At 76.1% G+C, this 24,072-nt stretch carries 22 protein-coding genes, 1 pseudogene and 1 riboswitch; of the genes and pseudogenes, 10 read left to right on the forward strand and 13 right to left on the reverse strand.

Annotated elements, in window-relative coordinates:
• Position 1: 1 nt before the first annotated feature.
• Complete coding sequence (locus tag FHL80_RS10150) at positions 2-799, reverse strand: Fic family protein (RefSeq protein WP_216870586.1); 798 nt, start codon at positions 797-799, stop codon at positions 2-4.
• 76 nt (positions 800-875) lie between these two features.
• Between FHL80_RS10150 and FHL80_RS10155 the strand changes: the two genes are divergently transcribed.
• The 3 genes from FHL80_RS10155 (at position 876) to FHL80_RS10170 (ending at position 2,959) form a co-directional block, all read left to right on the forward strand.
• Positions 876-1,466, forward strand: coding sequence for a histidine phosphatase family protein (locus FHL80_RS10155; RefSeq protein ID WP_138733304.1), 591 nt, complete (start codon positions 876-878; stop codon positions 1,464-1,466).
• Between the two features lie 162 nt (positions 1,467-1,628).
• Positions 1,629-2,192: a bifunctional adenosylcobinamide kinase/adenosylcobinamide-phosphate guanylyltransferase gene (cobU, locus tag FHL80_RS10165; RefSeq protein ID WP_138733305.1), complete on the forward strand. Its 564-nt coding sequence runs from the start codon at positions 1,629-1,631 to the stop codon at positions 2,190-2,192.
• On the forward strand, positions 2,189-2,959 hold the full coding sequence (locus FHL80_RS10170) for an adenosylcobinamide-GDP ribazoletransferase (protein WP_138733306.1): 771 nt from the start codon (positions 2,189-2,191) through the stop codon (positions 2,957-2,959). Before cobU ends, FHL80_RS10170 begins: the two co-directional genes overlap by 4 nt.
• Position 2,960: 1 nt before the next feature.
• Here the strand turns inward: FHL80_RS10170 and FHL80_RS10175 are convergent, their stop codons facing one another.
• From FHL80_RS10175 to cobN, 4 genes are all read right to left on the reverse strand, one after another.
• Positions 2,961-3,338: a hypothetical protein gene (locus FHL80_RS10175; protein ID WP_138733307.1), complete on the reverse strand. Its 378-nt coding sequence runs from the start codon at positions 3,336-3,338 to the stop codon at positions 2,961-2,963.
• A gap of 78 nt (positions 3,339-3,416) precedes the next feature.
• Entirely contained in the window at positions 3,417-3,701 is a 285-nt protein-coding gene (locus FHL80_RS10180; RefSeq protein ID WP_138733308.1) for a MoaD/ThiS family protein, read from the reverse strand.
• Positions 3,698-4,855, reverse strand: a complete 1,158-nt coding sequence (locus FHL80_RS10185; protein ID WP_138733309.1) for a beta propeller repeat protein — start codon at positions 4,853-4,855, stop codon at positions 3,698-3,700. Before FHL80_RS10185 ends, FHL80_RS10180 begins: the two co-directional genes overlap by 4 nt.
• A gap of 116 nt (positions 4,856-4,971) precedes the next feature.
• On the reverse strand, positions 4,972-8,613 hold the full coding sequence (gene cobN, locus FHL80_RS10190) for a cobaltochelatase subunit CobN (RefSeq protein ID WP_216870587.1): 3,642 nt from the start codon (positions 8,611-8,613) through the stop codon (positions 4,972-4,974).
• 51 nt (positions 8,614-8,664) lie between these two features.
• A riboswitch (cobalamin riboswitch) is annotated at positions 8,665-8,732 on the reverse strand.
• A gap of 155 nt (positions 8,733-8,887) precedes the next feature.
• On the opposite strand from cobN, the gene FHL80_RS10195 reads away from it, so the two are divergent.
• Positions 8,888-10,081: a CynX/NimT family MFS transporter gene (locus FHL80_RS10195; RefSeq protein WP_138733311.1), complete on the forward strand. Its 1,194-nt coding sequence runs from the start codon at positions 8,888-8,890 to the stop codon at positions 10,079-10,081.
• Between the two features lie 10 nt (positions 10,082-10,091).
• Here the strand turns inward: FHL80_RS10195 and FHL80_RS26215 are convergent, their stop codons facing one another.
• From FHL80_RS26215 to FHL80_RS10210, 3 genes are all read right to left on the reverse strand, one after another.
• Positions 10,092-10,637, reverse strand: a complete 546-nt coding sequence (locus FHL80_RS26215) for an FKBP-type peptidyl-prolyl cis-trans isomerase (RefSeq protein ID WP_138733312.1) — start codon at positions 10,635-10,637, stop codon at positions 10,092-10,094.
• A gap of 169 nt (positions 10,638-10,806) precedes the next feature.
• Positions 10,807-12,228: a family 43 glycosylhydrolase gene (locus FHL80_RS10205; RefSeq protein WP_138733313.1), complete on the reverse strand. Its 1,422-nt coding sequence runs from the start codon at positions 12,226-12,228 to the stop codon at positions 10,807-10,809.
• A 220-nt stretch (positions 12,229-12,448) separates the two neighbouring features.
• Positions 12,449-12,793, reverse strand: a complete 345-nt coding sequence (locus FHL80_RS10210) for a tetratricopeptide repeat protein (protein ID WP_138733314.1) — start codon at positions 12,791-12,793, stop codon at positions 12,449-12,451.
• A 174-nt stretch (positions 12,794-12,967) separates the two neighbouring features.
• Between FHL80_RS10210 and FHL80_RS10215 the strand changes: the two genes are divergently transcribed.
• The 6 genes from FHL80_RS10215 to FHL80_RS10240 all read left to right on the forward strand — a co-directional run bounded on the left by FHL80_RS10215 (position 12,968) and on the right by FHL80_RS10240 (position 18,798).
• Complete coding sequence (locus FHL80_RS10215; protein WP_138733315.1) at positions 12,968-13,654, forward strand: DUF4383 domain-containing protein; 687 nt, start codon at positions 12,968-12,970, stop codon at positions 13,652-13,654.
• Between the two features lie 241 nt (positions 13,655-13,895).
• Positions 13,896-15,086, forward strand: coding sequence for a precorrin-3B synthase (gene cobG, locus FHL80_RS10220; protein ID WP_138733316.1), 1,191 nt, complete (start codon positions 13,896-13,898; stop codon positions 15,084-15,086).
• The gene (locus tag FHL80_RS10225; RefSeq protein WP_138733317.1) at positions 15,086-15,706 is read left to right on the forward strand and encodes a precorrin-8X methylmutase; all 621 of its coding nucleotides are present in this window, start codon (positions 15,086-15,088) and stop codon (positions 15,704-15,706) included. The genes cobG and FHL80_RS10225 overlap by 1 nt, the downstream gene beginning before the upstream one ends.
• Positions 15,707-15,731: 25 nt before the next feature.
• Positions 15,732-17,228, forward strand: a complete 1,497-nt coding sequence (locus FHL80_RS10230) for a precorrin-2 C(20)-methyltransferase (RefSeq protein ID WP_138733318.1) — start codon at positions 15,732-15,734, stop codon at positions 17,226-17,228.
• Between the two features lie 38 nt (positions 17,229-17,266).
• On the forward strand, positions 17,267-18,505 hold the full coding sequence (locus FHL80_RS10235) for an MFS transporter (protein ID WP_138733319.1): 1,239 nt from the start codon (positions 17,267-17,269) through the stop codon (positions 18,503-18,505).
• A 95-nt stretch (positions 18,506-18,600) separates the two neighbouring features.
• Positions 18,601-18,798, forward strand: a complete 198-nt coding sequence (locus tag FHL80_RS10240) for a hypothetical protein (RefSeq protein WP_138733320.1) — start codon at positions 18,601-18,603, stop codon at positions 18,796-18,798.
• Between the two features lie 87 nt (positions 18,799-18,885).
• Here FHL80_RS10240 and FHL80_RS10245 read toward each other — a convergent pair whose 3' ends face one another.
• The 5 genes and pseudogenes from FHL80_RS10245 to FHL80_RS25445 all read right to left on the reverse strand — a co-directional run bounded on the left by FHL80_RS10245 (position 18,886) and on the right by FHL80_RS25445 (position 24,044).
• Positions 18,886-20,484: a YfjP family GTPase gene (locus tag FHL80_RS10245; protein WP_138733321.1), complete on the reverse strand. Its 1,599-nt coding sequence runs from the start codon at positions 20,482-20,484 to the stop codon at positions 18,886-18,888.
• On the reverse strand, positions 20,481-22,181 hold the full coding sequence (locus FHL80_RS10250; RefSeq protein WP_138733322.1) for a GTPase family protein: 1,701 nt from the start codon (positions 22,179-22,181) through the stop codon (positions 20,481-20,483). Before FHL80_RS10250 ends, FHL80_RS10245 begins: the two co-directional genes overlap by 4 nt.
• Before the next feature lie 45 nt (positions 22,182-22,226).
• Positions 22,227-23,195 (reverse strand): annotated as a pseudogene (locus FHL80_RS10255) (FAD-dependent oxidoreductase); the annotation flags it as partial.
• Positions 23,196-23,208: 13 nt separating this feature from the next.
• Positions 23,209-23,694, reverse strand: a complete 486-nt coding sequence (locus FHL80_RS10260; RefSeq protein WP_138733324.1) for a hypothetical protein — start codon at positions 23,692-23,694, stop codon at positions 23,209-23,211.
• Positions 23,691-24,044 carry a VOC family protein gene (locus FHL80_RS25445; RefSeq protein ID WP_216870588.1) on the reverse strand — a complete coding sequence of 118 codons (354 nt, stop codon included), beginning with the start codon at positions 24,042-24,044 and terminating at the stop codon, positions 23,691-23,693. Before FHL80_RS25445 ends, FHL80_RS10260 begins: the two co-directional genes overlap by 4 nt.
• Positions 24,045-24,072 lie beyond the last annotated feature (28 nt).

Below are 24,072 nucleotides of genomic sequence, written 5' to 3' on the forward strand. Positions count from 1 at the left end.
CTCAGCCGCGGAGCAGCGCCTCGCAGATCGCCAGGCCCTCGGCCGCGCCGAGCTCGGTGCCCCGGGCGCAGTGCACGAGCCAGCCGGCCACACCGGCCGGCTCACCGGAGCGGTACCCGGCCAGCGCCTCCGCGTAGGCGCCGCGGCCCAGCTCGGCGAGGCCCACCTCGGGCACCGAGACCGCCTTCGGGTCCAGGCCGCGGGTGATGCCCACGAGCCGGCCGGCGGCCCGGGCGACCACGCCGTCCTGCGTGCCGAACGGCGCCAGCGCCGCGAGCTCGCCGTGGACGACGCCGGCGACCACCACCGCCGGGACGGTGGTCGCGCCGGTGATGACGCTGAGCAGCCCGGCCAGCCGCGGCCCGGCGTTCCCCGAGGGCCGGCCGAGGTCGGCCGGGGCGGCGAGCCCGGTGGCGGCCAGCACGTGCAGCCGGGCGAGCACCTGGCCCGGCGCGCGGTCCCAGGTCTCCACCATCGAGCCCAGCCCTCCGGAGACCCGCAGCGCGCCCTGCACCACCGGGTCGTCGACCTCGCCCGCCCGGAGCGCTGCCAGCGGCAGGTCCACGCCCTCGAGCGCGGCCGAGGCCCGCGCTCCCCGCAGCGCCGACTCCGCACTGACCCCGGCGGACTCCCGGCGCAGCACCTTGTGGCCGAGCAACCGGTCGACCGCCGTGCGGGCGGCCTCGGCGGCCTCGGGGACCCCGGGCAGGCCCAGCAGGCCGGCCAGCGGGTCGGGGCCGGTCGGACGGGCGGCGGGCCGGGAGACCCGGCCGGCGCCGGGGCGGAGCGGGATGGTCACGGCTGCGACGGTACGAGCCGCGTGGCGCCGGACCACCGCCGCCCCGGAACCGTCCGCCGCATAGGCTCCCCCGACGATGGCCGCCTCGCTCACCCTGCTCCTGGTCCGGCACGGCCAGAGCGCGTGGAACGCCGCCGGCCTCATGCAGGGGCAGACGCCGCACGTGCCGTTGACCGAGCTCGGCCACCAGCAGGCCGCCCGGGCCGCTGCGGAGCTGGCCGGGCTGGGCCGCGACGGCGCGGGACCGGGCGCGCTGCTGTCCAGCGACCTGCTCCGCGCGGTGCAGACGGCGGAGCACTGCGCGGCGGCCACCGGGCTCACCGTCGGGACCACCCCGGCGCTGCGCGAGCAGGGCTACGGCGTGCTCGAGGGCCGGCCCTCCCGCGAGCTGTGGGACGTCGTCGACTGGACCGATCCGCACTGGTCCGCCGAGGGCGGGGAGAGCCTGGCCCAGCTCCACGGCCGGGTGGCCGGGCTGTTCGCCCAGCTGCTGGCCGACCCACCTGCCCCGGTGCTCGCCCTGGTGACCCACGGCGACACGATCCGGGCGGCACAGGCGGTGGCGGCCGGTCTGGGTCCGGACCAGCTGCCCGCGGTCACGCCGCACAACGGGTCGGTCACCCGGCTGGAGCTGGTGGAGCGGAACGACCCCGGAGCCGAGTCGTGAGCGTCGCGAGGACGACGGGCGAGCGAGCATCGCAGGGAGCGCCAGCGACCGAGGAGCGGAACGACCCCGGAGCCGAGTCGTGAGCGTCGCGAGGACGACGGGCGAGCGAGCATCGCAGGGAGCGCCAGCGACCGAGGAGCGGAACGACCCCGGAGCCGAGTCGTGAGCAAGGTCCTGGTCCTGGGCGGCTCCCGGTCGGGGAAGTCCGCCCATGCCGAGCACCTGCTGGACAGCGAGCTGGAGGTCACCTACCTCGCCACCTCCCGCCGGGACGACGCCGACGCCGAGTGGAGCGACCGGATCGCCGCCCACCGGTCACGCCGCCCGGTCAGCTGGACGACGGTGGAGAGCACCTCACCCTCGGAGCTCGTGCGGGGCGGTGCCGTGCTGGTCGACAGCATCACCACGTGGGTCGCCGCGCTGATGGACGAGACCGGGATCTGGGACACCCTCGACGGCGGTGGCGCCCACGCTGCCGACCGGTCCGGCGACCGCCGGGCCGCGCTGGACCGGCTCGCGCAGCGCTGCGACGCCCTGGTCAACAACTGGGTGATGACGCCCGCGCACGTCGTGGCCGTCAGCGACGAGGTCGGCCTGGGCGTGGTGCCCGAGACCCGCGCCGGCCGGCTGTTCCGGGACACCCTCGGGTCGGTCAACCAGCGGCTGGCCGCCACCGCGGACGAGGTGTGGTTCGTCGTCGCCGGCCTCCCCCAGCGCCTCCGGTGACGCGCCGGCCCTGGTCCGGTCCCGCCGAGGCCTTCGCCGTGCTCAGCATCGCCCGGGTCCCGGCGGCGTCGTCGGCCCGCGGTGTGCTGCCGTGGGCGCCGCTGGTCGGGCTCGTCCTCGGCGCGCTGGCCACCGCGGTGGGGTGGCTCGGCGGCCGGTACGCCGGCCCGCTGGTCGGCGCCGTCCTCGCCGTCGCCGTGCTCGCGGCACTCACCCGTGGCCTGCACCTGGACGGTCTGGCCGACACCGCCGACGGCCTCGGCCCGCTGCGCGGCCGGGAGCGTGCCCTGCAGGTGATGCGGGCAGGTGACGTCGGCCCCTTCGGCGTGGCCACCCTCGTGCTGACCCTGCTGCTGCAGGTCGCCTGCACGGCCCAGCTGCTGACCGTCGACGGGGGCTGGCTCACCCTGCCCGTGGCCACGGTCGCGGCCCGGGTGGCGATGGCCGGCACGGGGCTGCCCGGCACCCCGATCGCCGCCGGCTCGACGCTGGGCGCCGCGGTCGCCGGGACCGTGTCGCGGCGCTGGCTGACCGGCACCGCCGTCGTGTCCCTGGCCGCTGTCGGCGCCGTCGTCCTCGCCTCCGGGCACGGGTGGGGCCGGGCGCTGGCCCTGGTCGGCGCCACGGCGCTGGGGTGGCTGGCTGCCGGGGCCCTGCGCCGCCGGGCCCAGGCGCGCCTGGGCGGGGTCAACGGTGACGTGATGGGCGCGATGGGGGAGGTGACCGCGACGGTCGCCCTGCTGGCCGCCGCCGTCCTGGTGCGCTGAGTCAGCGCTTCCCGGTGAGCGAGCCGAACAGCTTGCCGAACCCTCCGGAGGACTTCGGAGCAGCGCGCCCACGTCCCGTGCCCGCCCGACCGCGGGTGCCGAAGCCCGTGAAGGAACGCCCGGTCCGGCCCTGCGCGCCGGTGGTGCCCGACCGGCCGGTGGCGGCCTGACCGCGGGCCCGGAAGCCCCCGAACGAACGCCCGGTCCGGCCGCGGCCGTCGCTGGCCCGGCCGCCCAGCCCGCCGCCCATGCCCTTGCCGGTGGTGCTGCGCCCGCCAGGGGTGCCTCCCCCGGCGGCGCGGCCTCCGGTGGCGCGGCCTCCGGTGGCGCGCGCGCCGGTGCTCTTCGCGGAGCCGGTCAGCCTGCTGAGGATGCCCATGCCGCCACCGTCCTCCCCGTCGCGACCGGCAGCGCGCCCCAGGACCTCAGGGCCCGCGTGCACGGCGTGCCGTCGCGCTCAGCCACCGGCGACGGACTGCACCACCATGACCTCGGCGTCGGCTGGCACCGGGGTGTCGAGCCCGGACAGCCGCCGGACCTCCTCGCCGTCGACGTAGACGTTGACGTGCCGGCGCAGTGCGCCGGTCTCGTCCCGGACCCGGCGGCCGAACACCGGGTGCTCGGCGGCGAGCACGTCCAGCAGCGCGTCGACGGTCGTCCGGGCCGGCACGTCGAGCGCCATCGACGTCCGGCCGCCGGTGCACTCGGCCAGCAGCCGCGGCAGCAGCACCTGGACCGTCACGAGTCCTCCTCGCTGGCGCTCGTCGCGCTCGCGCCGGACCGTGCCCTGTCCTCCGGCGACCTCGCGAGCTCGGTCGCCCCCAGCACCGCTGCCCGCACGCAGAGCACGTCGGGCAGGTGGGAGGCGACGGTGCCGAACGACTCCCCCTCGTCGGCGCTGGCGTAGACCTCCCCGCCGCGGGTGCCGACGTACACGCCGACCGGGTCGCCCGCGTCGACGCAGGCCGCGTCGCGCAGCACCGCGTTGTACTCGTGCGCCGGCAGCCCGTCGGCCAGCCGGCGCCAGCTCGACCCGGCGTCGTCGCTGCGGTGCACCGCCAGCTCGCCGCCGGGCGGGATCCGCTCGCCGTCGGCGACCAGCGGCACCACCCACACGGTCCCGGCGCGGCGCGGGTGCGCCAGCATCACGAAGCCGAAGTCCGAGGGCAGCCCGTCGGCGATCGAGGTCCACGAGTCGCCGTCGTCGTCGGAGCGGTAGACGCCGTGGTGGTTCTGCGCGTACAGCCGCCGCGGGTCGACGGCGTCCCGGGCGATCTTGTGCACGCACTGCCCGAACTCCGGCGCCGGCCCGGGCATGAAGTAGGCGCCGATCCCGGAGTTGCGCGGCTGCCAGGACCCCCCGCCGTCCGTCGTCCGGTAGACCCCGCCGGTGCTCATCGCGACGTGCACCGTGCCCTCCGGCCCGGGGACGACGGAGTGCGCCGCCGCCCCGCCGTAGCCCGCGCCCCACTCCGACCGGTGCGGGTGGTCCCACAGGCCGCGGCAGAGCGCGAAGGAGTCGCCGCCGTCGTCCGACCGCCACACCGAGATGGGCTCGCAGCCGGCCCAGACGACGCCCGGCCGGTCGGCGGAGTCCGGGTGCAGCTGCCAGATGCGCTCGACGGCGGCGCCGGTGTCGGCCGGGAACCGGATGGCGCCGTGCTCGGGCTCGTCCCAGGTGACGCCGAGGTCGTCGGAGTGCACCACCGTCGGGCCGAAGTGCTCCGAGCGCACGCCGATCATGAGCCGGGTGCGCCCACCGCGGGTGTCGATCCCGATGCTCGGCACCTCGGTCATCAGGAAGTGCGGTGACGAGAGCGACCAGCTGCGCCGGTCCTCACTCGTCGCGAGCCAGAGCCCCTTGCGGGTGCCGATCGCCAGCAGAGTCGTCGCCATGCAGCTGGAGACCGCCGGGCGACGACGAACTCATCGCTCCGGGCGCCTTCATCGGCCCCGTCCGGAGGCTCACCCCGAGCTTGCGAGGGGTGAGAGGGACGGGGTCCTCCTGCTGATCAACGGCGAGCCGCCGCCTGCGTGTCGCCGCCCTCCAGGTCGCCCTCGGTGTCCAGGTAGGCCTGCTGCAGCTCGGCGAGCAGCGCCGGGTCCGGCTCGGCCCACATGTTGCGGTCCACGGCCTCGAGCAGCCGCTCGGCGATGCCGTGCAGCGCCCAGGGGTTCGACGTCTCCATGAACTCCCGGTTCTCCGGGTCGAGCACGTAGGTCTGCGCGAGCTTCTCGTACATCCAGTCGGCGACCACGCCGGTCGTGGCGTCGTAGCCGAACAGGTAGTCGACGGTCGCGGCCAGCTCGAAGGCGCCCTTGTAGCCGTGCCGGCGCATCGCGGCCAACCACTTGGGGTTGACCACCCGGGCGCGGAACACCCGGGACGTCTCCTCGACCAGCGACCGGGTCCTGACCTGCTCGGGCCGGGTGGAGTCGCCGATGTAGGCCTCCGGCGAGGACCCGGTCAGCGCGCGGACGGTGGCGACCATCCCGCCGTGGTACTGGAAGTAGTCGTCGGAGTCGGCGATGTCGTGCTCGCGGGTGTCGACGTTCTTGGCGGCGACCGCGATCCGCCTGTACGCGGCCTCCATGTCCGGCCGGGCGTCCACCCCGTCCAGGTCGCGGCCGTAGGCGTAGCCGCCCCACACCGCGTACACCTCGGCCAGGTCGGCGTCCCCGCGCCAGTCCCGTGAGTCGATCAGCGACAGCAGCCCGGCCCCGTAGGCGCCCGGCTTCGACCCGAACACCCGGGTGGTCGCCCGCCGCCGGTCGCCGTGACCGGCGACGTCGGCGTCCACGTGGGCCTTCACGAAGTTGTGCTCGGCGGACTCCGAGTCGAGGGCAGCCACCAGGGTCACCGCGTCGTCCAGCATGGTCACCACGTGCGGGAAGGCGTCCCGGAAGAAGCCCGAGATCCGCACCGTGACGTCGATCCGCGGCCGGCCCAGCTCGTCCAGCCCGATCGGCTCCAGCCCGGTGACCCGGCGGGAGGCATCGTCCCAGACCGGCCGGACGCCGAGCAGCGCCAGCACCTCGGCCACGTCGTCGCCCGACGTCCGCATCGCCGACGTCCCCCACACCGACAGCCCGACCGAGCGCGGGAACTGCCCGTCGTGGTCAGCCTGGTAGCGCTCGACCAGCGACTCGGCCATCGCCGACCCCGTCTCCCAGGCCAGCCGCGAGGGGATCGCCCGCGGGTCCACGGAGTAGAAGTTGCGGCCGGTCGGCAGCACGTTGACCAGCCCGCGCAGCGGCGAGCCCGACGGCCCGGCCGGCACGTAGCCGCCCTCCAGGGCGTGCAGGGTCATGTCCAGCTCGTCGGTGGTGCGCTCCAGCCGGGGCACCACCTCGTCGACGGCGAACCGGAGCACGGCGGTCACCTGGTCGTCCGTCGTCCCGAGGACCCCTCCCACGACGTCGGCGATCGCCGAGGCCGCCCAGCCGCGCTCCTCCATGCCGGCGACCAGCGCCTCGGCCCGCGCCTCGACCGCGTCGGTGGCGTGCAGCCCGGCGGTGCCGTCCTCGGTCAGCCCCAGCGCCTCGCGCAGCCCGGGCAGCGCGACCGAGCCGCCCCAGATCTGCCGCGCCCGCAGCATCGCCAGCACCAGGTCGACCCGGTTCTGCCCCGCCGGCGGGGCGCCGAGCACGTGCAGCCCGTCGCGGATCTGGGAGTCCTTGATCTCGCACAGCCAGCCGTCGACGTGCAGGATCATCTCGTCGAAGTGGTCGTCCTCGGGCCGCTCGGCCAGGCCGAGGTCGTGGTCGAGCTTGGCGGCCTGCAGCAGCGTCCAGATCTGCTGCCGGACGGCGGGCAGCTTGGCCGGGTCCATCGCGGCGATGTTGGCGTGCTCGTCCAGCAGCTGCTCCAGCCGGGCGATGTCGCCGTAGGAGTCGGCCCGGGCCATCGGCGGCACCATGTGGTCGACCAGGGTGGCGTGCGCCCGGCGCTTGGCCTGGGTGCCCTCCCCCGGGTCGTTGACCAGGAACGGGTAGACCAGCGGCAGGTCGCCGAGCGCGGCGTCCGGCCCGCAGGCAGCCGACATCCCGACGGTCTTGCCGGGCAGCCACTCCAGGTTGCCGTGCTTGCCGACGTGCACCATCGCGTGCGCTCCGAACCCTCCGCGGGCCGGGGAAGATCGCAGCCACCAGTAGGCGGCCAGGTAGTGGTGGGAGGGCGGCAGGTCCGGGTCGTGGTAGATCGCGATCGGGTTCTCCCCGAAGCCGCGCGGCGGCTGGACCATCACCACCACGTTCCCGGCCCGGAGCGCGGCGAAGACGATGTCGCCGTCGGCCACGAACAGCGAGCCCGGGGCGGGCCCCCAGTGCTCGACCATCGCCGCGCGCAGGTCGGCGGGCAGGGTGTCGAAGAAGCGCTGGTACTCCCCGGCCGGGATGCGCACCGGGTTGCCGGACAGCTGCTCCTCGGTGAGCCAGTTCTCGTCCTGCCCGCCGGCGGCGATGAGGGCGTGCACCAGGGCGTCGCCGTCCAGGTCGGCGACGCCGGGCAGCGCCTCGGGGCCGTCGAAGGGGCCGATGTCGTAGCCGGCGCCGGACATCGCGGCCAGCAGCCGGACGACGGACGCCGGGGTGTCCAGGCCGACGGCGTTGCCGATCCGGGCGTGCTTGGTCGGGTAGGCGGACAGCATGACCACGATCCGGCGCTCGCCGGGCGGGGTGTGCCGGAGCCGGGCGTGCGCGACCGCCGTCCCGGCGACCCGGGCGGCCCGCTCGGGGTCGGCGACGTAGGAGGTCAGCCCGTCGGCGTCGGTCTCCTTGAAGGAGAACGGCACGCTGATCAGCCGGCCGTCGAACTCGGGGATGGCGACCTGGTTGCCGACGTCCAGCGGGGAGAGCCCGTCGTCGCTGGCGGCCCAGTCGGCGCGGCTCGACGTCAGGCACAGCCCCTGGACGACGGGGACGTCCAGCGCAGCCAGCTCGCCGACGTCCCAGGCGCCGTCGTCCCCGCCGGCCTGGGCGGTGGCCGGCCGGGACCCGCCGGCGGCGAGCACGGTGACGACGAGGGCGTCGGCGGTGCGCAGCACGTCGACCAGGCCCGGCTCGACCGTCCGCAGCGAGGCGGTGAACACCGGCAGCGCGCGGCCGCCGGCGTCCTCGATGGCGGTGCACAGCGCCTCGACGAAGCCGGTGTTCCCGGACAGGTGGTGCGCCCGGTAGTACAGGACGGCGACGACCGGGCCCTCCGTCACGGCTGAGGAACGGTCCAGCACGCCCCACTCCGGCGCGACCGACGGCGGCTCGAAGCCCTCGCCCTCGAGCAGCAGGGTGTCGCCGAGGAAGCGGTGCAGCTGCGCCAGGTTGTCCGGGCCACCCTGGGCGAGGTAGCCGTGCGCCTCGGTGGCCACGCCCATCGGGACGGTCGAGAGCTCCATCAGCTCGGCGTCGGGCACGTTCTCCCCGCCGAGGACGACGACCGGCGCAGGGCCGGCCAGCAGCGGGGCCAGCATCTCCTCGTACTGCCGGCGCACGCCGAGGATCCGGACGACGACGAGGTCGCTGCCGGCGGCGAGCTCCACCATCCCGGCCGCGCCGAGCCGGGTCGGGTTGCCCAGCCGCCACTGCGCCGGGCAGGACCGGGCCGACAGCAGGTCGGTGTCCGACGTCGACAGCAGGGTGTAGGTGCGAGAGCTCAAGGCCATGCCTCCCTCGGGGTCCGCGCCCCGGGTCGTCGGGCACGGCAGCCGAGGTGTCTGGCTCCCCCGCGAGCGGGGTCACAGTGGCGGGACCGCACCGGTCTTGCACCGGCTTCCCTGCTGCACTGCCGTGGGTGACGCAGACGCTACCCGGCGGGCCGGTCCTGCCGGAGCGCGCGCGGCCCCTCGATCAGCGGTCGGTTAGCGTGATCCGCGGCTCGGTTGCACAGCGAAACCGGCGGCAGCCCGCCGCCGACGACGAGGAGATCCCCCCATGGCGAGCGGTACGGCGACCGGCACCCGACCCGGCACGGCCCCCCGGTCGGGGTTGCTGCTGGCCGGCATCCTGCTCATCGCGGTCAACCTGCGGGCGGCGATCACCTCGGTCGGCCCGGTCATCGAGGACATCCGCACCGACCTGGACATCGGCGGCGCGACGGCGTCGGTGCTGGTCAGCCTGCCACTGGTCGCGTTCGCCGTGGTGTCACCGCTCGCGCCGGCCCTGGCGCGCCGGATCGGCATCGAGCGCGCGCTGGGCGCCGCGCTCGCCGTCCTGGCTGCGGCCACGGTGGTCCGCTCGCTGCCCTCGATCCCCGCACTGTGGGTGGGCACCGCCTTCCTCGGGATCGCCATCGCGGTGATCAACGTGCTGCTGCCGTCCCTGGTCAAGCGGGAGTACCCGGACAGGATCGGCCAGGTCACCGGCCTCTACTCCTCGGTCCAGGGCGCCGCCGCGGCGCTGGCGTCCGGTTTCGCCGTCCCGCTGGCCGGCACGACCCAGCACGGCTGGCGGCTCGCGCTCGGCATCTGGGCCGGGCTGGCCCTGGTCGCGCTGGCGGTCTTCCTCCCCCAGCTCCGGCGCCGCAGCGTGCCGGTGGACGCGGCGACCACGGTCCGCTCCCGGTCGCCGTGGGGATCGGCGCTGGCCTGGCAGGTCACCCTGTTCATGGGCACCCAGTCGACGGTCTACTACACGCTGATCACCTGGTGGCCCTCGGTGGAGCAGGCCCACGGCACCTCCGCCACCGCGTCGGGCTGGCACCTGTTCGCGCTCCAGGTCGCCGGCCTGCTGGCCAACCTGGCGACGGCGCGGCTCATCCCCCGCCGCGCGGACCAGCGGCTGCTGATCGGCGGCGCGGCCGGGCTGGTGGCCATCGGGATCGCGGGTCAGCTGGCCCTGCCGGCGGCCTCGCTGCTGTGGATCGTGCTCGCCGGCGCCGGCGGTGGCGCCAACATCGTCCTCGCCCTGTCCCTGTTCGGGCTCCGGACCCACGACCACCACCAGGCCGCGGCGCTGTCCGGGATGGCCCAGTCGGTCGGGTACGCCCTGGCCGCCGCCGGCCCGGTCCTGCTGGGGGCGCTGCACGACGCGACGGGCAGCTGGACCGCGCCGCTGTGGGTGCTGCTCGCCGTGCTGGTGGTCCAGGCCGCCGCGGGCGTGCAGGCCGGTCGCGCCCGGCTGCTCTGACGCCGACGGCTCAGGTGACGTCGACGCAGTCGACGATGAAGGTCAGGGTCGCGTCGCCGGGGATCGGCCCCTGGCCGTCCGGGCCGTACCCGAGGTCGCTGGGGATGACGACCATCCGCCGTCCGCCCACCTGCATGCCCTCGACGGCCTGGTCGAAGCCGGCGATGACCTGCCCGGCGCCGACGGTCACCGGGAACGTCTCGTCCGCCCCGCGGCTCCAGGAGGAGTCGAACTCCTCGCCGGTCTCGTAGAAGGCGCCGACGTACTTCATCGTCGCGGTGCTGCCGGCGACCGCCTCGGCGCCGGTGCCGACCACCACGTCGCTGACCACCAGGTCGGTCGGGGGCGCGGCGTCGAAGCAGGGCGCCTCCGGCTTGACCGCGAGGTCGGTGGAGACCCCGGCTGGGGCCTCCGTCGACGGCGGCCGGCTCTCGCACGCCGAGGACGTCGCGCCCGACCCGGCGGACGACGTCCCCTCGTCGTCGCCGCCGCACGCGGCCAGCGAGGCGGCGACGGCGAGCGTGAGCAGCAGGCGCGGGGCGGTGCGGCGGTTCATCGGGGTTCTCCTGGCCGAGCGGTGTGCTCGAGTCGTGGCGCGGGGCGCGGCGGCCGGTGGACGGCGGCACCCAGCACATCACAGCCCCGCAGTGCGGCCTGCCCCGGACAGCAGGACGGGCCCCCGGCCGGGGCGCTCCCCGGCCGGGGGCCCGTCGCTGCGGCGGAGGTCAGTACACGTCCACCGCGTCCAGCTCGGCGTAGAAGGTGCCACGGGTGAGGGTGACCGTGTTCCAGCCCTTCTGCAGCTCCACCCGGTGCTCGACCATCTGCCAGTTGCCCCAGGTGGTGTGCCAGAAGGTCACGGTGCCGGCGTCGCGGCCGTTGACCGTGACGGTGTCGGTCGACTCGACGGGGTAGCCGCCCTTCTCCGAGCCGTTGGCGAAGCGGATGCCGAGCGTCGCCGGCCCGGCCTCGTCCGCGAACACCCGAAGGGTGACCGAGCTGCCGGCGAAGTCCAGGCCACCGACCTTGGCCAGCCCGGAGGCGGTGTCGTCCGGGACGACCCGCGCGTCGGTGATCACACCGAGCTCGGCCTGGTAGCGGGTGGCCGCCTCCTCGACCGACGGGACGCCGGTTGAGGACCAGTCCAGGTCGCTGACGTACATCGCACGGTAGGTGTAGGTCGGGTCCCAGCCGTGGAAGACGATCGAGGTGCTGCCGTCGGGGTGGGTGACGACGTCCTGGCCACCAGGGCCGCGCACGTCGCCCTGGAACCGGTCGGTGGTCATCAGCTCGGTGCGGGACTTGGTGTACGGCCCGGTGATGCTGGAGGACGTCGCGTAGTTGGTGCGGTAGCCGCCCCCGGCGAAGTCGTTGGCCGAGTAGAAGAGGTAGTACGTGCCGCCGTGCTCCACCAGCGTCGGCGCCTCGACGACGTTGCCCTCGAACGGCAGGTCGCGGCGGATCAGCTCGGTCGGCGGGCCGGTCAGCGTGGTGCCGTCGGCGGACAGCGGCTGGATGAAGATGATCGCCGTCTTGCCCTCGCAGCAGTTGCCGTCGGCCTTCCACAGCAGGTGGAGCTGGCCGTTCTCGCGGTAGGTGCTGGCGTCGATCGCGCCGCCGAGGTCCTGGGTGCCGTTCTCGCCGTTCGGGCAGACCAGCGGCTCGGTGCCCACCGGCACGAACGGCCCGTCCGGCGAGGTCGACGTCGCGACCCCGATGCACTGGCGCTCCGTGGTGCCGTCCCGCGCGGTGTAGTACAGCGCGTACCCGCCCTGGACCGTGGTGACCTCAGGGGCCCACACGCAGCGGTCGGTCGCCCCGCCGGGAGGGAAGGTGCACGGGCCGGTCCAGGCGCCGAGCGCCGGCAGGGCGTCGGGCCGCGGCGTCCAGTGGACCAGGTCGGTCGAGGTCTGGTGCTGGACGTTCTGCCCGGCGTTGTTGGTCGCGTAGGCGTGGTGGACGCCGTCGACGAGGAGGGTGTCCGGGTCGGGGAAGTTGGCGTCGATCACGGGCTCGATCGACGGCTGCGACCCCGCCGACGGCGGTGGCGCCGCCTGCGCGGTGCCGGCGAACGCGGGCGCGAACACCCCGAGCACCAGCAGGGCGATGACTGCGGCGGTGCGGCGGGAGGACGTGGGTGACGGCATCGTGACCCTCTCCAGATGTGCGGGACCTGTGCGAGAGCGTGCGCTGCCGACCGCCCACGGTCAATCGCCGATCGGAGTGTCCGGTCGCTGCCCGTCATGCTCAGGGGTGCGGCTGCTGCCCGGTGATCACCGGTCGACTGGTCCTCGCCGTCGGGGCCGGCTCGCTCTCCTCAGGGGCCTGCGCCGAGCCTGCGCGGCGTGCGGGCGGAGGGGTCCTCGTTCAGGCGGCGCCGAGGGCGTCGGCCACGCGGTGGTGCACGGCGGCGTCCGCCGCGCGGCTCTGCCGCTCCAGCGTGCGGGCCAGTGCCCGCCGGGCCCAGCCGTTGGCCGGGGCCAGCTCCACCAGGCGGGCCAACGACGTCTCGGCCCGGTTCAGCTGGGCGGACCCGAAGTAGCTGCGGGCGAGCAGTTCCAGGGCGGCCTGGTTGTCCGGCTCGGCCTCGAGCACACCCTCGAGCACCTTGGCTGCCTCGATGGGCTGGCCCATGGCGAGGAACAGGTCGGCGCGGAGGTACTCGGAGTGCAGGTCGACGTCGTGCGGCTGACGGGCGTTGGGCTGGGTCATGACGCTCCTTCCACTGCCCGCCAACAGAGCGGGGCGCGCGGACCTTCCCGGCGGGCGCGCGCAACGGAACACGAAAAGTCGCGTCCAACAGAATTGACCCGCATCAAGTGGGGTAGCTCACGGTGGCCGGATGCCGCCCGGCCCGGTACCCGACTCCCTCCCGGAGTTCCTGAGATGACCCACGCTCTGCACCTGCCGCACTCCTCCTCCTCGGCGCAGGAGGAGGGGCTCGTCCCCGCCGTCCACCGGACCGGCGCCGTGGTCGTCGCCGCGGTGATCGCCGCCTTCGGCGTCCTCGGCCTCGTCAACGGTCTGGCCTACTTCTCCACCGACGGCCAGCGGGTCGCCGGCCTGTCCTCGAACGGGCTGCTGTCCACCATCTCGCTGGTCACCGCGGCCGTCCTGGTCGCCGCCGCGTTGCGCGGGTCGCGGGTGGCCTCGACGACGATGCTGGTCATCGGCGTGCTGTTCCTCGTCTCCGCGCTGGCGAACCTCGCCGTCCTGGAGACCGACCTCAACATCCTGGCCTTCTCGATGGCGAACGTGATCTTCTCGATCGTCGCCGGGCTCGTCCTGCTGACGCTGGGCGCGTACGGCCGGGTGAGCGGGAACCTGCCGGTGGACAGCCCCTACCGGGCCGGGGGTGACGGGGTCCCGGACGACGACGACACGAGCCAGCAGCTGCCCGAGACCCCGGCCGAGCGGGCCGCGGAGCGCGCCATGCGGAACGCCGAGCTGGCCGTGGTCGAGCGCCGCGCCACCCCCGACCAGCAGCGCCGGGTGGCGGCCATGGCCGAGGTGCGCACCCGGGCCGACCGCCGCGCGGTGTGGATGTCCTTCGACCGCGCGACGCTGGGCTGACGGGCCGACCGTGGCGCCGACGTCCGGACGGGGACTGGCCCTGCTGACCTTCTGCGGTCCGGCCCGACCGGACGGCGGCGACCGCGCCGCCGACCGCCGGGGTCGCCGGCTCCGGCCCGGCCGGAGCCGCCGACCACCCGCTGCGGGCGGTCATCAGGGCTGATCCCGGGCGTCGGTGTGCGCGAGGCGCACCGGGACGGCGGGACTGCGGGGCCCGGTGGGAAGTAGCCTCGCGGGCGCCATGTCATCTCCTGCCCTCCCCGCCGCCGCGCCGTCCCGGGACCGGGCCGACGCCTGCCCCGGCGCGCTGCAGGCCCATGCCGCCGCCGACGGCGGCCTGGCCCGGGTGCGGGTGCCCGGCGGCACGCTCTCCGCCGACCAGCTGCGCACGCTGGCGGCCTCGGCCCGCGAGCTCGGCGACGGGCACCTGGAGCTGACCAGCCGGGGCAACCTGCAGCTCCGCGGCCTGGCGCCCGGCGCGGAGACCTCCCTGGGTGCCCGGCTCGCCGCCGCCGGGCTGCTGCCCAGCGACACGCACGAGCGGGTCCGGAACGTGCTGGCCAGCACGCTGTCCGGCCGGACCGCCGACGGGCACCTCGACGTCCGGTCGTGGGTGCGCGACCTGGATGCCGGGCTGCGCGCCGACCCCGTCCTCGCCGGGCTGCCCGGCCGGTTCCTCGCCACCCTGGACGACGGCCGGGGCGACGTCGCCGGCCTCGGCGGGGACGTCGGCCTGCTCGCCCTCGCCCCCGGCACCGTGGCACTCACCCTCGCCGGCACCGACTCCGGACTCCGCACCCGGCCCGCGGACGCCGTCGCCCTGGCGCTCGCCGCCGCGCGGGCCTTCCTCGCCGAGCGCGCGGCCCAGGGGTCGTCGGCCTGGCGGCTGGCCGAGCTGACCGACGGCCCCGCCCGCGTCGCCGCCCGCCTGGAGGGCCATGGTGGCCAACACGGCCCAGCGGTGCAGGTGCCCGACCCACTGGTGACCGGGCCGGTGGGCGCCGCGGCCCAGCTCGACGGGCGCACCGCGCTGATCGGGGTCGTCCCGCTCGGCCGGCTCACCGCCGACCAGGCCGACCTGCTCGCCCGGCTGGCCGCCGAGGCCCAGCTGACCCCGTGGCGCAGCGTCGTCGTGCCCGACCTCGCCGAGGACGCCGTGGACGACGCCGCGGTCGACCTGTTCCGTGGCGGCATGGTGTTCGACGAGGCCAGCCCCTGGCTGCAGGTGACCACCTGCGCCGGGCGGCCGGGGTGCGCGAAGTCGCTGGCCGACGTCCGCGCCGACGCCACCGCCGCCGTCCGCGCCGGGGCGCTGCCCGCCGGCGGCGCCCGGCAGCACTGGGTGGGCTGTGAGCGGCGCTGCGGCCGGCCCCAGGGCGGCGTGGTCGACGTCGTCGCGACGCCTTCCGGTTACCGAGTCGAAGAGGACTGATGTACGACTACGAGCACGACGGCGCCGAGATCTACCGGCAGTCCTTCGCGACCATCCGCGCCGAGGCCGACCTGTCCCGGTTGCCGGCCGACGTGGCCCGGGTGGCGGTCCGGATGATCCACGCCTGCGGGCAGGTCGACCTGGTCGACGACGTCGGCTTCTCCCCCGGAGTCGTCGAGCGGGCCCGCGAGGCGCTGGACGCCGGCGCCCCGGTGCTCTGCGACGCGCAGATGGTGGCCTCCGGGATCACCCGCCGCCGACTGCCCAAGGACAACGACGTGGTCTGCACGCTGAACGACCCGCGCACTCCCGACCTGGCCCGGGAGCTGGGCACCACCCGCACCGCCGCGGCGATGCACCTGTGGGGCGACCGGCTCGACGGCGCCGTCGTCGCGATCGGCAACGCCCCGACCGCGCTGTTCCACCTGCTGGAGCTGGTCGCCGGCGGCGCGCCCCGGCCGGCCGCCGTCGTCGGCATCCCGGTCGGCTTCATCGGCGCCGTGGAGTCGAAGGAGGCGCTGGCCGCCTCCGACCTGGAGCACCTGGTGGTGCGCGGCCGGCGCGGGGGCAGCGCGATCACCGCAGCCGCCGTCAACGCGATCGCGAGCGACGTCGAATGAGGGCCATGGTGGCCGGGGGCGTGGCGTGAGCGGGCGGCTGTACGGGGTCGGGCTCGGGCCCGGCGACCCGGAGCTGGTGACGGTCAAGGCCGCGCGGCTGATCGCTGCGGCCGACGTCGTCGCGTTCCACGCTGCCCAGCACGGCCGGTCGGTCGCCCGCGCGCTGGCCGCCCCGTACCTGCGCGAGGGGCAGGTCGAGGAGCTGCTGGTCTACCCGGTCACCACCGAGACCACCGACCACCCCGGCGGCTACCAGGGGGCGATCGACGAGTTCTACGAGGCCGCCGCCGCCCGGCTGGCCGCGCACCTGGACGCCGGTCGGGACGTCGTCGTCCTCGCCGAGGGCGACCCGTTCTTCTACGGCTCCTACATGCACATGCACAAGCGGCTGGCGCACCGGTACCCGACCGAGGTGGTGCCGGGCGTGACCAGCGTCAGCGGTGCGGCCGCGGTGCTCGGCCAGCCGCTCGTCGAGCGCGACGAGGTGCTCACCGTGCTGCCCGGCACCCTGCCCACCGAGGAACTGGCCGAGTGGCTGGCGACCACGGACTCGGCCGCGGTGATGAAGCTGGGCCGCACCTTCCGCAACGTCCGCGACGCCTTCGCCGACGCCGGCGTCCTGGACCGGGCCTTCTACGTCGAGCGCGCCACGACGGCGCAGCAGCGCACGATGCCGCTGGCCGAGGTCGACCCGGACACCGTGCCCTACTTCTCCCTGGCGCTGCTGCCCAGCGAGCTGACCGGCCCGGTGCCCGGACCCGAGCAGCCGCGCGAGGACGAACCGCGCACCGGTGAGGTCGTCGTCGTCGGGCTGGGCCCCGGGCAGCGCAGCTGGACGACGCCGGAGACCGCCGAGGCGCTGTCCCGCGCCGACGACCTGGTCGGCTACGGCCCCTACCTCGACCGCGTGCCGGCCAACCCGCGGCAGGTCCGGCACCCCAGCGACAACCGGGTCGAGGCCGAGCGGGCGGCCGCCGCCCTCCGGCTGGCCAAGGACGGCCGACGGGTGGCCGTCGTCTCCAGCGGCGACCCCGGGGTGTTCGCGATGGCCGCGGCGGTGCTCGAGGTGGCCGCGCAGCCGGAGTTCGCCGGCGTCGAGGTGCGGGTCCTGCCCGGGCTCACCGCGGCCCAGGCGGTGGCCTCGCGGGTCGGTGCGCCGCTGGGCCACGACTTCGCCGTGCTCAGCCTGTCCGACGTCCTCAAGCCCTGGGACGTCGTCCTGGACCGGCTGCGGCACGCGGCCGCCGCCGACCTGGTGATCGCGCTGTACAACCCCCGCTCCAGGGCCCGGCCGCACCAGCTGGCCGAGGCCCGCGACCTGCTGCTGGAGGTCCGGAAGCCCGAGACGGTGGTCGTCGTCGGCCGGGACGTCGGCGGGCCGGAGGAGTCGGTCACCGTGACGACGCTGGACGCCTTCGACCCCGAGACGGTGGACATGCGCTGCCTGGTGCTGATCGGCTCCACCCAGACCCGGGTCACCCCGGCCGGCACGGTGTTCACCAGCCGCCGCTACCCCGGCTGACGGGAACACCGCGGGCCCGTTGCGGCTTGCACCCGAGCGTGCCCCGTCGAGTGCTCGCCCGGCCCGCCGCCTTCTGGACCGTCGCCGTCCTGCTGGTGCTCGTGCTCGCCGCGTCCGGGGTGCCCTCGCCGCTGTACCGGGTCTACGCCGAGCAGTTCGGGTTCGGGCCAGGCGTGATCACCGTCGTCTTCGCCGTCTACACCTTCGCCCTGCTGGTGTCGCTGCTGGTGGTCGGCGGGCTCAGCGACCACGTCGGCCGGCGCCCGGTGCTCGCCTCGGCGCTGGTCCTGGAGGCCGCGTCGATGGTGCTGTTCCTGACCGCGGACGGCGTCGGCTGGCTGCTCACCGCCCGGATCGTGCAGGGCTTCGCGACCGGTGCGATGACCGGCGCGTTCGGTGCCGCGCTGCTGGACCTGCAGCGCCTGGACCGCCCGCTCGGCCCGCTGGTCAACTCCGCCGCCCCCGGCTTCGGCCTGTCCCTCGGCGCGGTCGGCGCCGGTCTGGCCGTGGAGTTCCTGCCCTCCCCCACCGACTGGGTGTTCGGGCTGCTCACCGCGCTGTGCCTGGTCGCCGCCGTCGGCGTGTGGGTGTTCCTGCCGGAGTCCTCGCCGCAGCTGCCCGGTACGGCTGCCTCGCTGGTGCCCAGCGTCCGCGTGCCCACCTCGCAGCGCCGGGCGTTCCTGGTCGTCCTGCCCTGCCTGATCGCCACCTGGGCGCTCGGCGGTCTGTACGCCTCGCTCGGCCCCTCGCTGGTCGCCGGCGTCTTCGGGGAGCAGGACCACGTGGTCGGCAGCCTGCTGATCCTCGCGCTCAACGGCACCGGCCTGGTGGGCTCGCTGACCATGCGGGGCGTCGCTCCGGCCCGCCTGATGGTGATCGGCGCGCTGGTCTTCGCCTCCGGTGTCGGCAGCACCGTGGCCGCGCTGTCCACCGGGTCGCTGGCCTTCTTCTTCGTCGCCGCGATCGTCTCCGGGTTCGGCTTCGGGTCGGCCTTCCTCGGCGCGATGGCCACCGTCACCCGCGGCGTCGCGCCGGGTGAGCGCGCCGCCCTCCTCTCGGCGGTGTTCACCGTCAGCTACCTCGGGTTCAGCCTGCCGGCCATCGCCGCGGGCATCGCGGCCGGTCACATCGGCCTGGAGCGGACCGCGCAGGTCTACGGCGTCGGCGTCATCGTGCTGGCCCTGCTCGCCGTCGCCGGGCTGGCCCTGCAGGCCCGCCGTCCCACGCCCACCGCGCTCCCGGTCCCGAGCATGGAGTCGGCCACGCTCGGCGACTGAGCGTCGGGACGCAGTTGACAGGCCGGCGCCCGGGCCCCACCTTTGCCTCATCCGCCCCGGTCACCGGGCGCTCCTCGCGACGGAGGGTGATGTCCATGCTCCTCGGTACACCCGCACTGGTCATCGCCGGCCTGGTCGCCCTCGGCGGCGTCGCGGCCGGGATCGTCGGCCCGTGGCTGCACCGCCGGAACCCGGTGGAGCAGCCCCGGACGCGTCCGGCCCCGAGCAGCCCGGTACCGGTCGAGGCCCGCCGCGCCGCGGGCCCGAGCTGGTTCACGGGACCCGGGGCCTGACCGGCCGCTGCTCCGAGGGGGTCCTCCTGCGCGACGCTCGTGCTCTGCTCACCACGGTGAGCAGCGCACGAGCGTGCCCGGGTGAGGTCAGCTGCCGGCGCGGGTGACCGCGGCGCAGAACCGGTCGTGGTCGGCGCGGGCCTCGGTCAGCGGCTCGAGGACCTCGATGTCGGCCACCTCGGCCACCCGGTCGGTCAGCCGCCGGCGCACCTGCCGAGCGCGTCTGCGCGCGCCGGCGTGCACCAGCGGTCTGCTCACCAGCGCGAGCAGCAGCCCGGCGAGCAGCCCGCCCACCAGCAGCAGGGTGGGCACCGGGATGCCCTCCACCCGCGGCAGCGGGACGACGTCCTCCAGCTGCAGCAGGCCGAGCCCGACCAGGCCGAGCAGCCACAGCGCCCCGGCCAGCGCCACCAGCGCGAGCAGCCACTGCAGCCCGCCGACCGCCCGCTGCCAGATCGGCGTGCGGTCCGGCCCCAGGTCGGTGCCGGCGACGGCCCGGTCCAGCCGGTCGGCCAGCCGCTCCTCCGACAGCTCCGAGGTGCGCCGCAGCTCGTCCCGCCAGGCCTGGGGCAGCCCCTGGCCGGCGGCGTCCCGGGCCCGGCGCAGCGCCGCGTCCATGCCCGCGGTCTGCACCGCACCGGCCTCGGGCAGCGAGGTCCGGGCCGCCTCGTCCCCGAGGTGCAGCCGGCTCAGCGGGTCGGCCCGGAGCTTCGACGTCCAGCGCAGCACCGGCCAGCCGGTGTGCTGGTTCCCCCGGCGGCGCGCCGAGCGCTCGACCGCGCTGACGACGGCCGGCACCCCGGCCGCGTTCGCGAGGGCGTCCGCCAGCCCCTCACGCTCGTCGCGGTCCTGGCTGCGGTCCTCGCCGGCGTCCGGCGCGCAGTGCTCGGCCAGCGCGGCCGCGGCGGCCCGGGCGTCGGCGGCCAGCCGGTCGGTGGCCGCCCGCCGGGCGGCCACCCGGGAGGCCAGCTCGGCGCGCAGCTCGGGCAGCCCGGCCCCGGTGCGCGCCGCGGTCGGCACGATGGGCGTCGCGGCCAGCCCCTCCCGGTCGAGCAGCCCGCGCAGGTCCGCCAGGCAGGCCCGGACCGAGGCGTCGTCCAGCCGGTCGACCTGGTTCAGGACGACGACCAGCACCCCCGCGTGCCCGGCCAGTGGCGCCAGGTACCGCGAGTGCACCGCCGCGTCGGCGTACTTCTGCGGGTCGAGCACCCAGACCAGCACGTCGACCAGCTCCACCAGCCGGTCGACCTCCAGCCGGTTCTCCAGCCGGATGCTGTCGTGGTCGGGCAGGTCGAGCAGCACCAGCCCGTCCAGCGCGGGCTCGGCCGGCTGCACCCGGTGCCGGCGCGGCACCTGAAGCCAGTCCAGCAGCCGGTCGGCGCCGTGCTCGCCCCACACGCTGGCGTGCGCGACGCCGGTGGTCGGCCGGCGCACCCCGGGGGTGCTCACCTCACTGCCGCTCAGCGCGTTGAACAGGGTGGACTTGCCGCTGCCGGTCGCCCCGGCGAGCGCGACGACGGTCGCGTCACCGAGCGCCTCCCGGGCACCGGCCTTGGCCAGCAGGGTGCGGGCACGGGGCACCTCCGGCACGTCGAGCCGGCCCTCGGCGACCTCGACCGCCTCGCGCAGCGCGGCCAGCCGGTCGGTCAGGGAGAGCTCGGTGCGCCGCCCGCCGCCCAGCCTCACGCCCGGGCCCCGCGGGCGGTGGCCAGCCCGGCGACCGCGGCGCGCAGCTCGGCTGCGGCGTCCGGGGTGGGCGCCACGTCGTCCAGCAGCTCGGCGAACCGGTCCTGCTCCATGCGCAGCACCCGGTCGGCGCGGGCGTCCAGGTCGGCCCGGGCCTGCACCGCGAGCTCCCGGACGGCGTTGTCGCCGAACACCGCCTCCAGCAGCCGCTGACCGACCGCGGTGGTGCCACCGGCGATGACGACCTCGGCGCCGGAGAGCCCCGCGGTGGAGGCGAAGACGGCGATCATCAGCGCCGCACCGGCGCCGTTGACCCCCCAGGACAGCAGCCGGGCCTGCGACCGCTTGCCCGCGCCCTCCCGGCGGACCAGCTCCAGCACGAAGCCCTGCCAGTCGCGCACCTCGTCGGCGGCCACCCCGGTGAAGGCCGGGGACACGCCGTCCAGCTCGGTCTCCCGGCCGCCGATCAGCGCGATGCCGCCGGGCAGCGTGCGCCAGGCGGTGACGGTCTTCTCCGCCGCCCGGTCGGCCTCCGCGCGCAGCAGCAGCTCGACGCCGGACTCGAGCGCGCCCTGCAGGTCCGCGGCCGGGTTGGGCCGGCCGCTGAACGCCGCGGCCACCCGGTCGCGCAGCCGGCCGACCTGACCCTGCAGGCTGCGCATCCACTCGCCGGTGCCGACGAACTCCTGCCAGCGGGCGAGCACCTCCCCGCGCAGCAGGCTGCCGTTGCCCACGCCCTCGTCGATCGCGGCGCGGGCCCGGGCGTAGGCGGCGTCCACGGCGGCCCGGAGCGCCTCGGCGGAGGTCGCCTGCTCCTCCACGCCGGCGACGACGGCGTCGACCCGGCCGCTGAGGCTCTCCAGCGCGCCGGCCAGCGTCTGCCGGACGACGGCGGCCCGCTGCTCCTGGTCGGCGGCGAGCCCGTGCAGCCAGTCCCGCAGCGGCGCCACCTGGTCCGCGGGCAGGAAGCCGTCGACCAGCGGCCGTTCCTCGACGACGAACAGCCGGGCGCCGCCCAGCCCGCCGCGCTGCAGCATCCCGGCCAGGTCCTCGGCCACCTCGCCGACCGCCTCGGGCGGCACCCGGTCCAGCACGACGGCCAGGGCGGTGCCCCGCTCCTGCGCCGTCCGCAGCAGGTCCCACGGGACGGCGTCGGCGTACCGGGCCGCCGTGGTGACGAACACCCACAGGTCGGCCGCGCCCAGCAGCTGCCCGGCGAGCTCGCGGTTGGCCTCCACGACCGAGTCGACGTCCGGGGCGTCGACGAGGGCCAGGCCGGGCGGCAGGGCGTCGGTGGGCACGAGCGTGATGCCGCTCATCGTGTCGCCCTCGCCCGTGGTGCGGGCCATCCCCGGGAGCACCCGGTCGCCGGAGAAGGCGCCCACGTCGGCGGTCGAGCAGACCAGCACCGGCGAGCGGGTCGTCGGCCGGAGCACGCCCGGGGTGGTCACCCGGGCGCCGAGCACGCTGTTGACCAGCGTGGACTTGCCGGCGCCGGTGGAGCCGCCGACGACGGTCAGCAGCGGGGCGTCCAGGTCACGCAGGCGGGGCAGGAGGTAGTCGTCGACCTGGTCGACGACGGCGCGGGCGGTTCGGGCGGCGGCATCGCGGCCGGTGGTCGCCAGGCCCAGCGGTGCCGCGGCGACGGAGTCGCGCAGCCGCTGCAGGGCGTCCGGCAGCCCGGTCGGGGTGGTCATGGTCAGCTACGTGCCCGCCCCGGTGGATCTTCACCCCTCGACCGTTCAGCCGGCTCCGGCGAGGCCTGCTCCGGCCAGGTCGGCAACGGCCTCGGCGCACCCCCAGGACAGCGTGACCCCGGCACCGCCGTGGCCGTAGCAGGCGATCACCGGCACGGCGTCACCCGGGACGTGCTCGAGCCGGATGCTCTCGCGCCCCGGCCGCAGCCCGACGGCCCGGGAGAGGACCGGCTGCCCGGCCAGCGCCGGGACCAGGGCCGCGGTGCGCGCCAGGATCGAGGCCTCGACGGCGGGGTCGACGGCCAGTTCCCAGGACCCGACCTCGGCCACCCCGCCGCAGACCACGTCCGCCCGCCGGGCCACCACGTAGGTGAGGCCCTCCGGGTGCTCGTCGTCGGTGAGCCAGTCGGTGATCCCCGGGTTGGCCACCCGCACGACCTGGCCGCGGACGGGGAACAGCGAGTCGTCGTCCAGCAGTTCCCCCGACCGCAGCCCGGCGGCGACCACGACCAGGTCCGCCGAGCCGGCCAGCTCGTCGACCGCCGGGACGGTGCGCGGGGAGAAGCCGACGCCGAGCGCCGCGCACCGGGCCGCCAGCCAGGGCAGGTACTGCGACCCGGTGATCACCGGCACCGTCGCGCGGACCCCGCTCAGCGCACCGGGCGGCAGCTCGGCGGGCAGCGCCTCGCGGGCCGCGGGGACCGCCGCCGTCCAGGACCGATCGGCCCCCGGCGCCCGCTCCACGACCGTCCCCTCCCGCAGGTCCACGCCGGTCCCGGGGTCCTCGGCGAGCTCGGCGAACCGGATCAGCGACCGGGCCAGCCACCGCGGCATCGACGGGGACGCCCCGGCCCGGTAGGGGAACCACACCGCGGCCGCGACGGCGGACACGCTGTCCGCGGCCGTCCGGTCGGCGACCACGGTCACCCGGTCACCGGCGCGGGCAAGCTCGTGGGCGACGCTCAGCCCGATGACCCCGGCGCCGACGACGGTGACCCGGCGCGGCGTCACCCGGCGCCCCCAGCGGTCACTCGCGCACCGGCCAGGCGACGACCGGGCCCAACGCGACGCGGGCGTCGTCCACCCCGTCGTCGGGACGGACGACCTCGGCGTGCTCGTGGCTGCCCGCCGCGTGCGCGAGCGCGGCCAGCAGCAGGGTGAGCTCCGCCCGGTCCACCCCCGCGGTCAGGTCGGCGAGGTCGACCGGCTGGCCGTCGGCGAGGCCGGCCGCCGCCCGCAGCAGGCGGAGCTGGCCACCGCTGCCGGAGATCGCGCCGCTGCGCAGGGCGCCGTCGAGGTCGGCCCACTGGACCGCGGCCCAGGGACCGCCGTCGGCGTCGCCGTCCAGCGCGATGGCGATCAGACCGGCGGCCTGCAGCCGGGGCAGCCAGTGGCCGGAGTTGGCCAGCAGCAGCACGGCGGCCTCGGCGGCGTAGTCGCCGACCGCCGCCCGGAGCAGCGCGCTCTCCACGTCCAGCAGGTCCAGGTCGATCGCCCGCGGTTCACCGATCACGGCAGTGCACCTCCACGGCAGAGCGCCCCCACGGCAGAGCACTGGTGTGCATCCGACCCCACTCTGCCCGCAGGGTCCGACAGAACCGCACGGCCCACCGTCGCGACCGGATCGTGACCGACGGGTGCCGACCGCGGGTCAGGGGGTCGCCGGGGCGCGCTCGGCGTCGCTGCGCCCTCGATGAACAGCAACCGCTGCCCGCCGTCCGGCGCGGCGATGAGGCACTCCTCGTGGCCCGGTCCGTTCGGGTCGTCCGGGTCCTCGGCGAACCCCAGCACCGCCGACCAGAACAGCGAGAGCGCGTAGGCGTCGGTGCAGTCGAACGTCGTGTGCGAGATGCGTGCGGTCATGGGCGGCAGGCTCGCCGTCCGCGGGCCG

It is taken from the genome of Modestobacter excelsi (genome assembly GCF_005930495.1).
GTDB lineage: Bacteria > Actinomycetota > Actinomycetes > Mycobacteriales > Geodermatophilaceae > Modestobacter > Modestobacter excelsi.

Excerpts from the sequence above, each read along its gene's own strand:
- FHL80_RS26215 (WP_138733312.1), bottom strand. The coding sequence starts at position 10,637 with ATGAACCGCCGCACCGCCCCGCGCCTGCTGCTCACGCTCGCCGTCGCC.
- FHL80_RS10210 (WP_138733314.1), bottom strand. The coding sequence starts at position 12,793 with ATGACCCAGCCCAACGCCCGTCAGCCGCACGACGTCGACCTGCACTCC.
- FHL80_RS25445 (WP_216870588.1), bottom strand. The coding sequence starts at position 24,044 with ATGACCGCACGCATCTCGCACACGACGTTCGACTGCACCGACGCCTAC.
- FHL80_RS10250 (WP_138733322.1), bottom strand. The coding sequence starts at position 22,181 with ATGACCACCCCGACCGGGCTGCCGGACGCCCTGCAGCGGCTGCGCGAC.
- FHL80_RS10240 (WP_138733320.1), top strand. The coding sequence starts at position 18,601 with ATGCTCCTCGGTACACCCGCACTGGTCATCGCCGGCCTGGTCGCCCTC.
- FHL80_RS10185 (WP_138733309.1), bottom strand. The coding sequence starts at position 4,855 with ATGGCGACGACTCTGCTGGCGATCGGCACCCGCAAGGGGCTCTGGCTC.
- FHL80_RS10205 (WP_138733313.1), bottom strand. The coding sequence starts at position 12,228 with ATGCCGTCACCCACGTCCTCCCGCCGCACCGCCGCAGTCATCGCCCTG.
- FHL80_RS10155 (WP_138733304.1), top strand. The coding sequence starts at position 876 with ATGGCCGCCTCGCTCACCCTGCTCCTGGTCCGGCACGGCCAGAGCGCG.
- FHL80_RS10225 (WP_138733317.1), top strand. The coding sequence starts at position 15,086 with ATGTACGACTACGAGCACGACGGCGCCGAGATCTACCGGCAGTCCTTC.
- FHL80_RS10175 (WP_138733307.1), bottom strand. The coding sequence starts at position 3,338 with ATGGGCATCCTCAGCAGGCTGACCGGCTCCGCGAAGAGCACCGGCGCG.
- FHL80_RS10195 (WP_138733311.1), top strand. The coding sequence starts at position 8,888 with ATGGCGAGCGGTACGGCGACCGGCACCCGACCCGGCACGGCCCCCCGG.
- FHL80_RS10215 (WP_138733315.1), top strand. The coding sequence starts at position 12,968 with ATGACCCACGCTCTGCACCTGCCGCACTCCTCCTCCTCGGCGCAGGAG.
- cobG (WP_138733316.1), top strand. The coding sequence starts at position 13,896 with ATGTCATCTCCTGCCCTCCCCGCCGCCGCGCCGTCCCGGGACCGGGCC.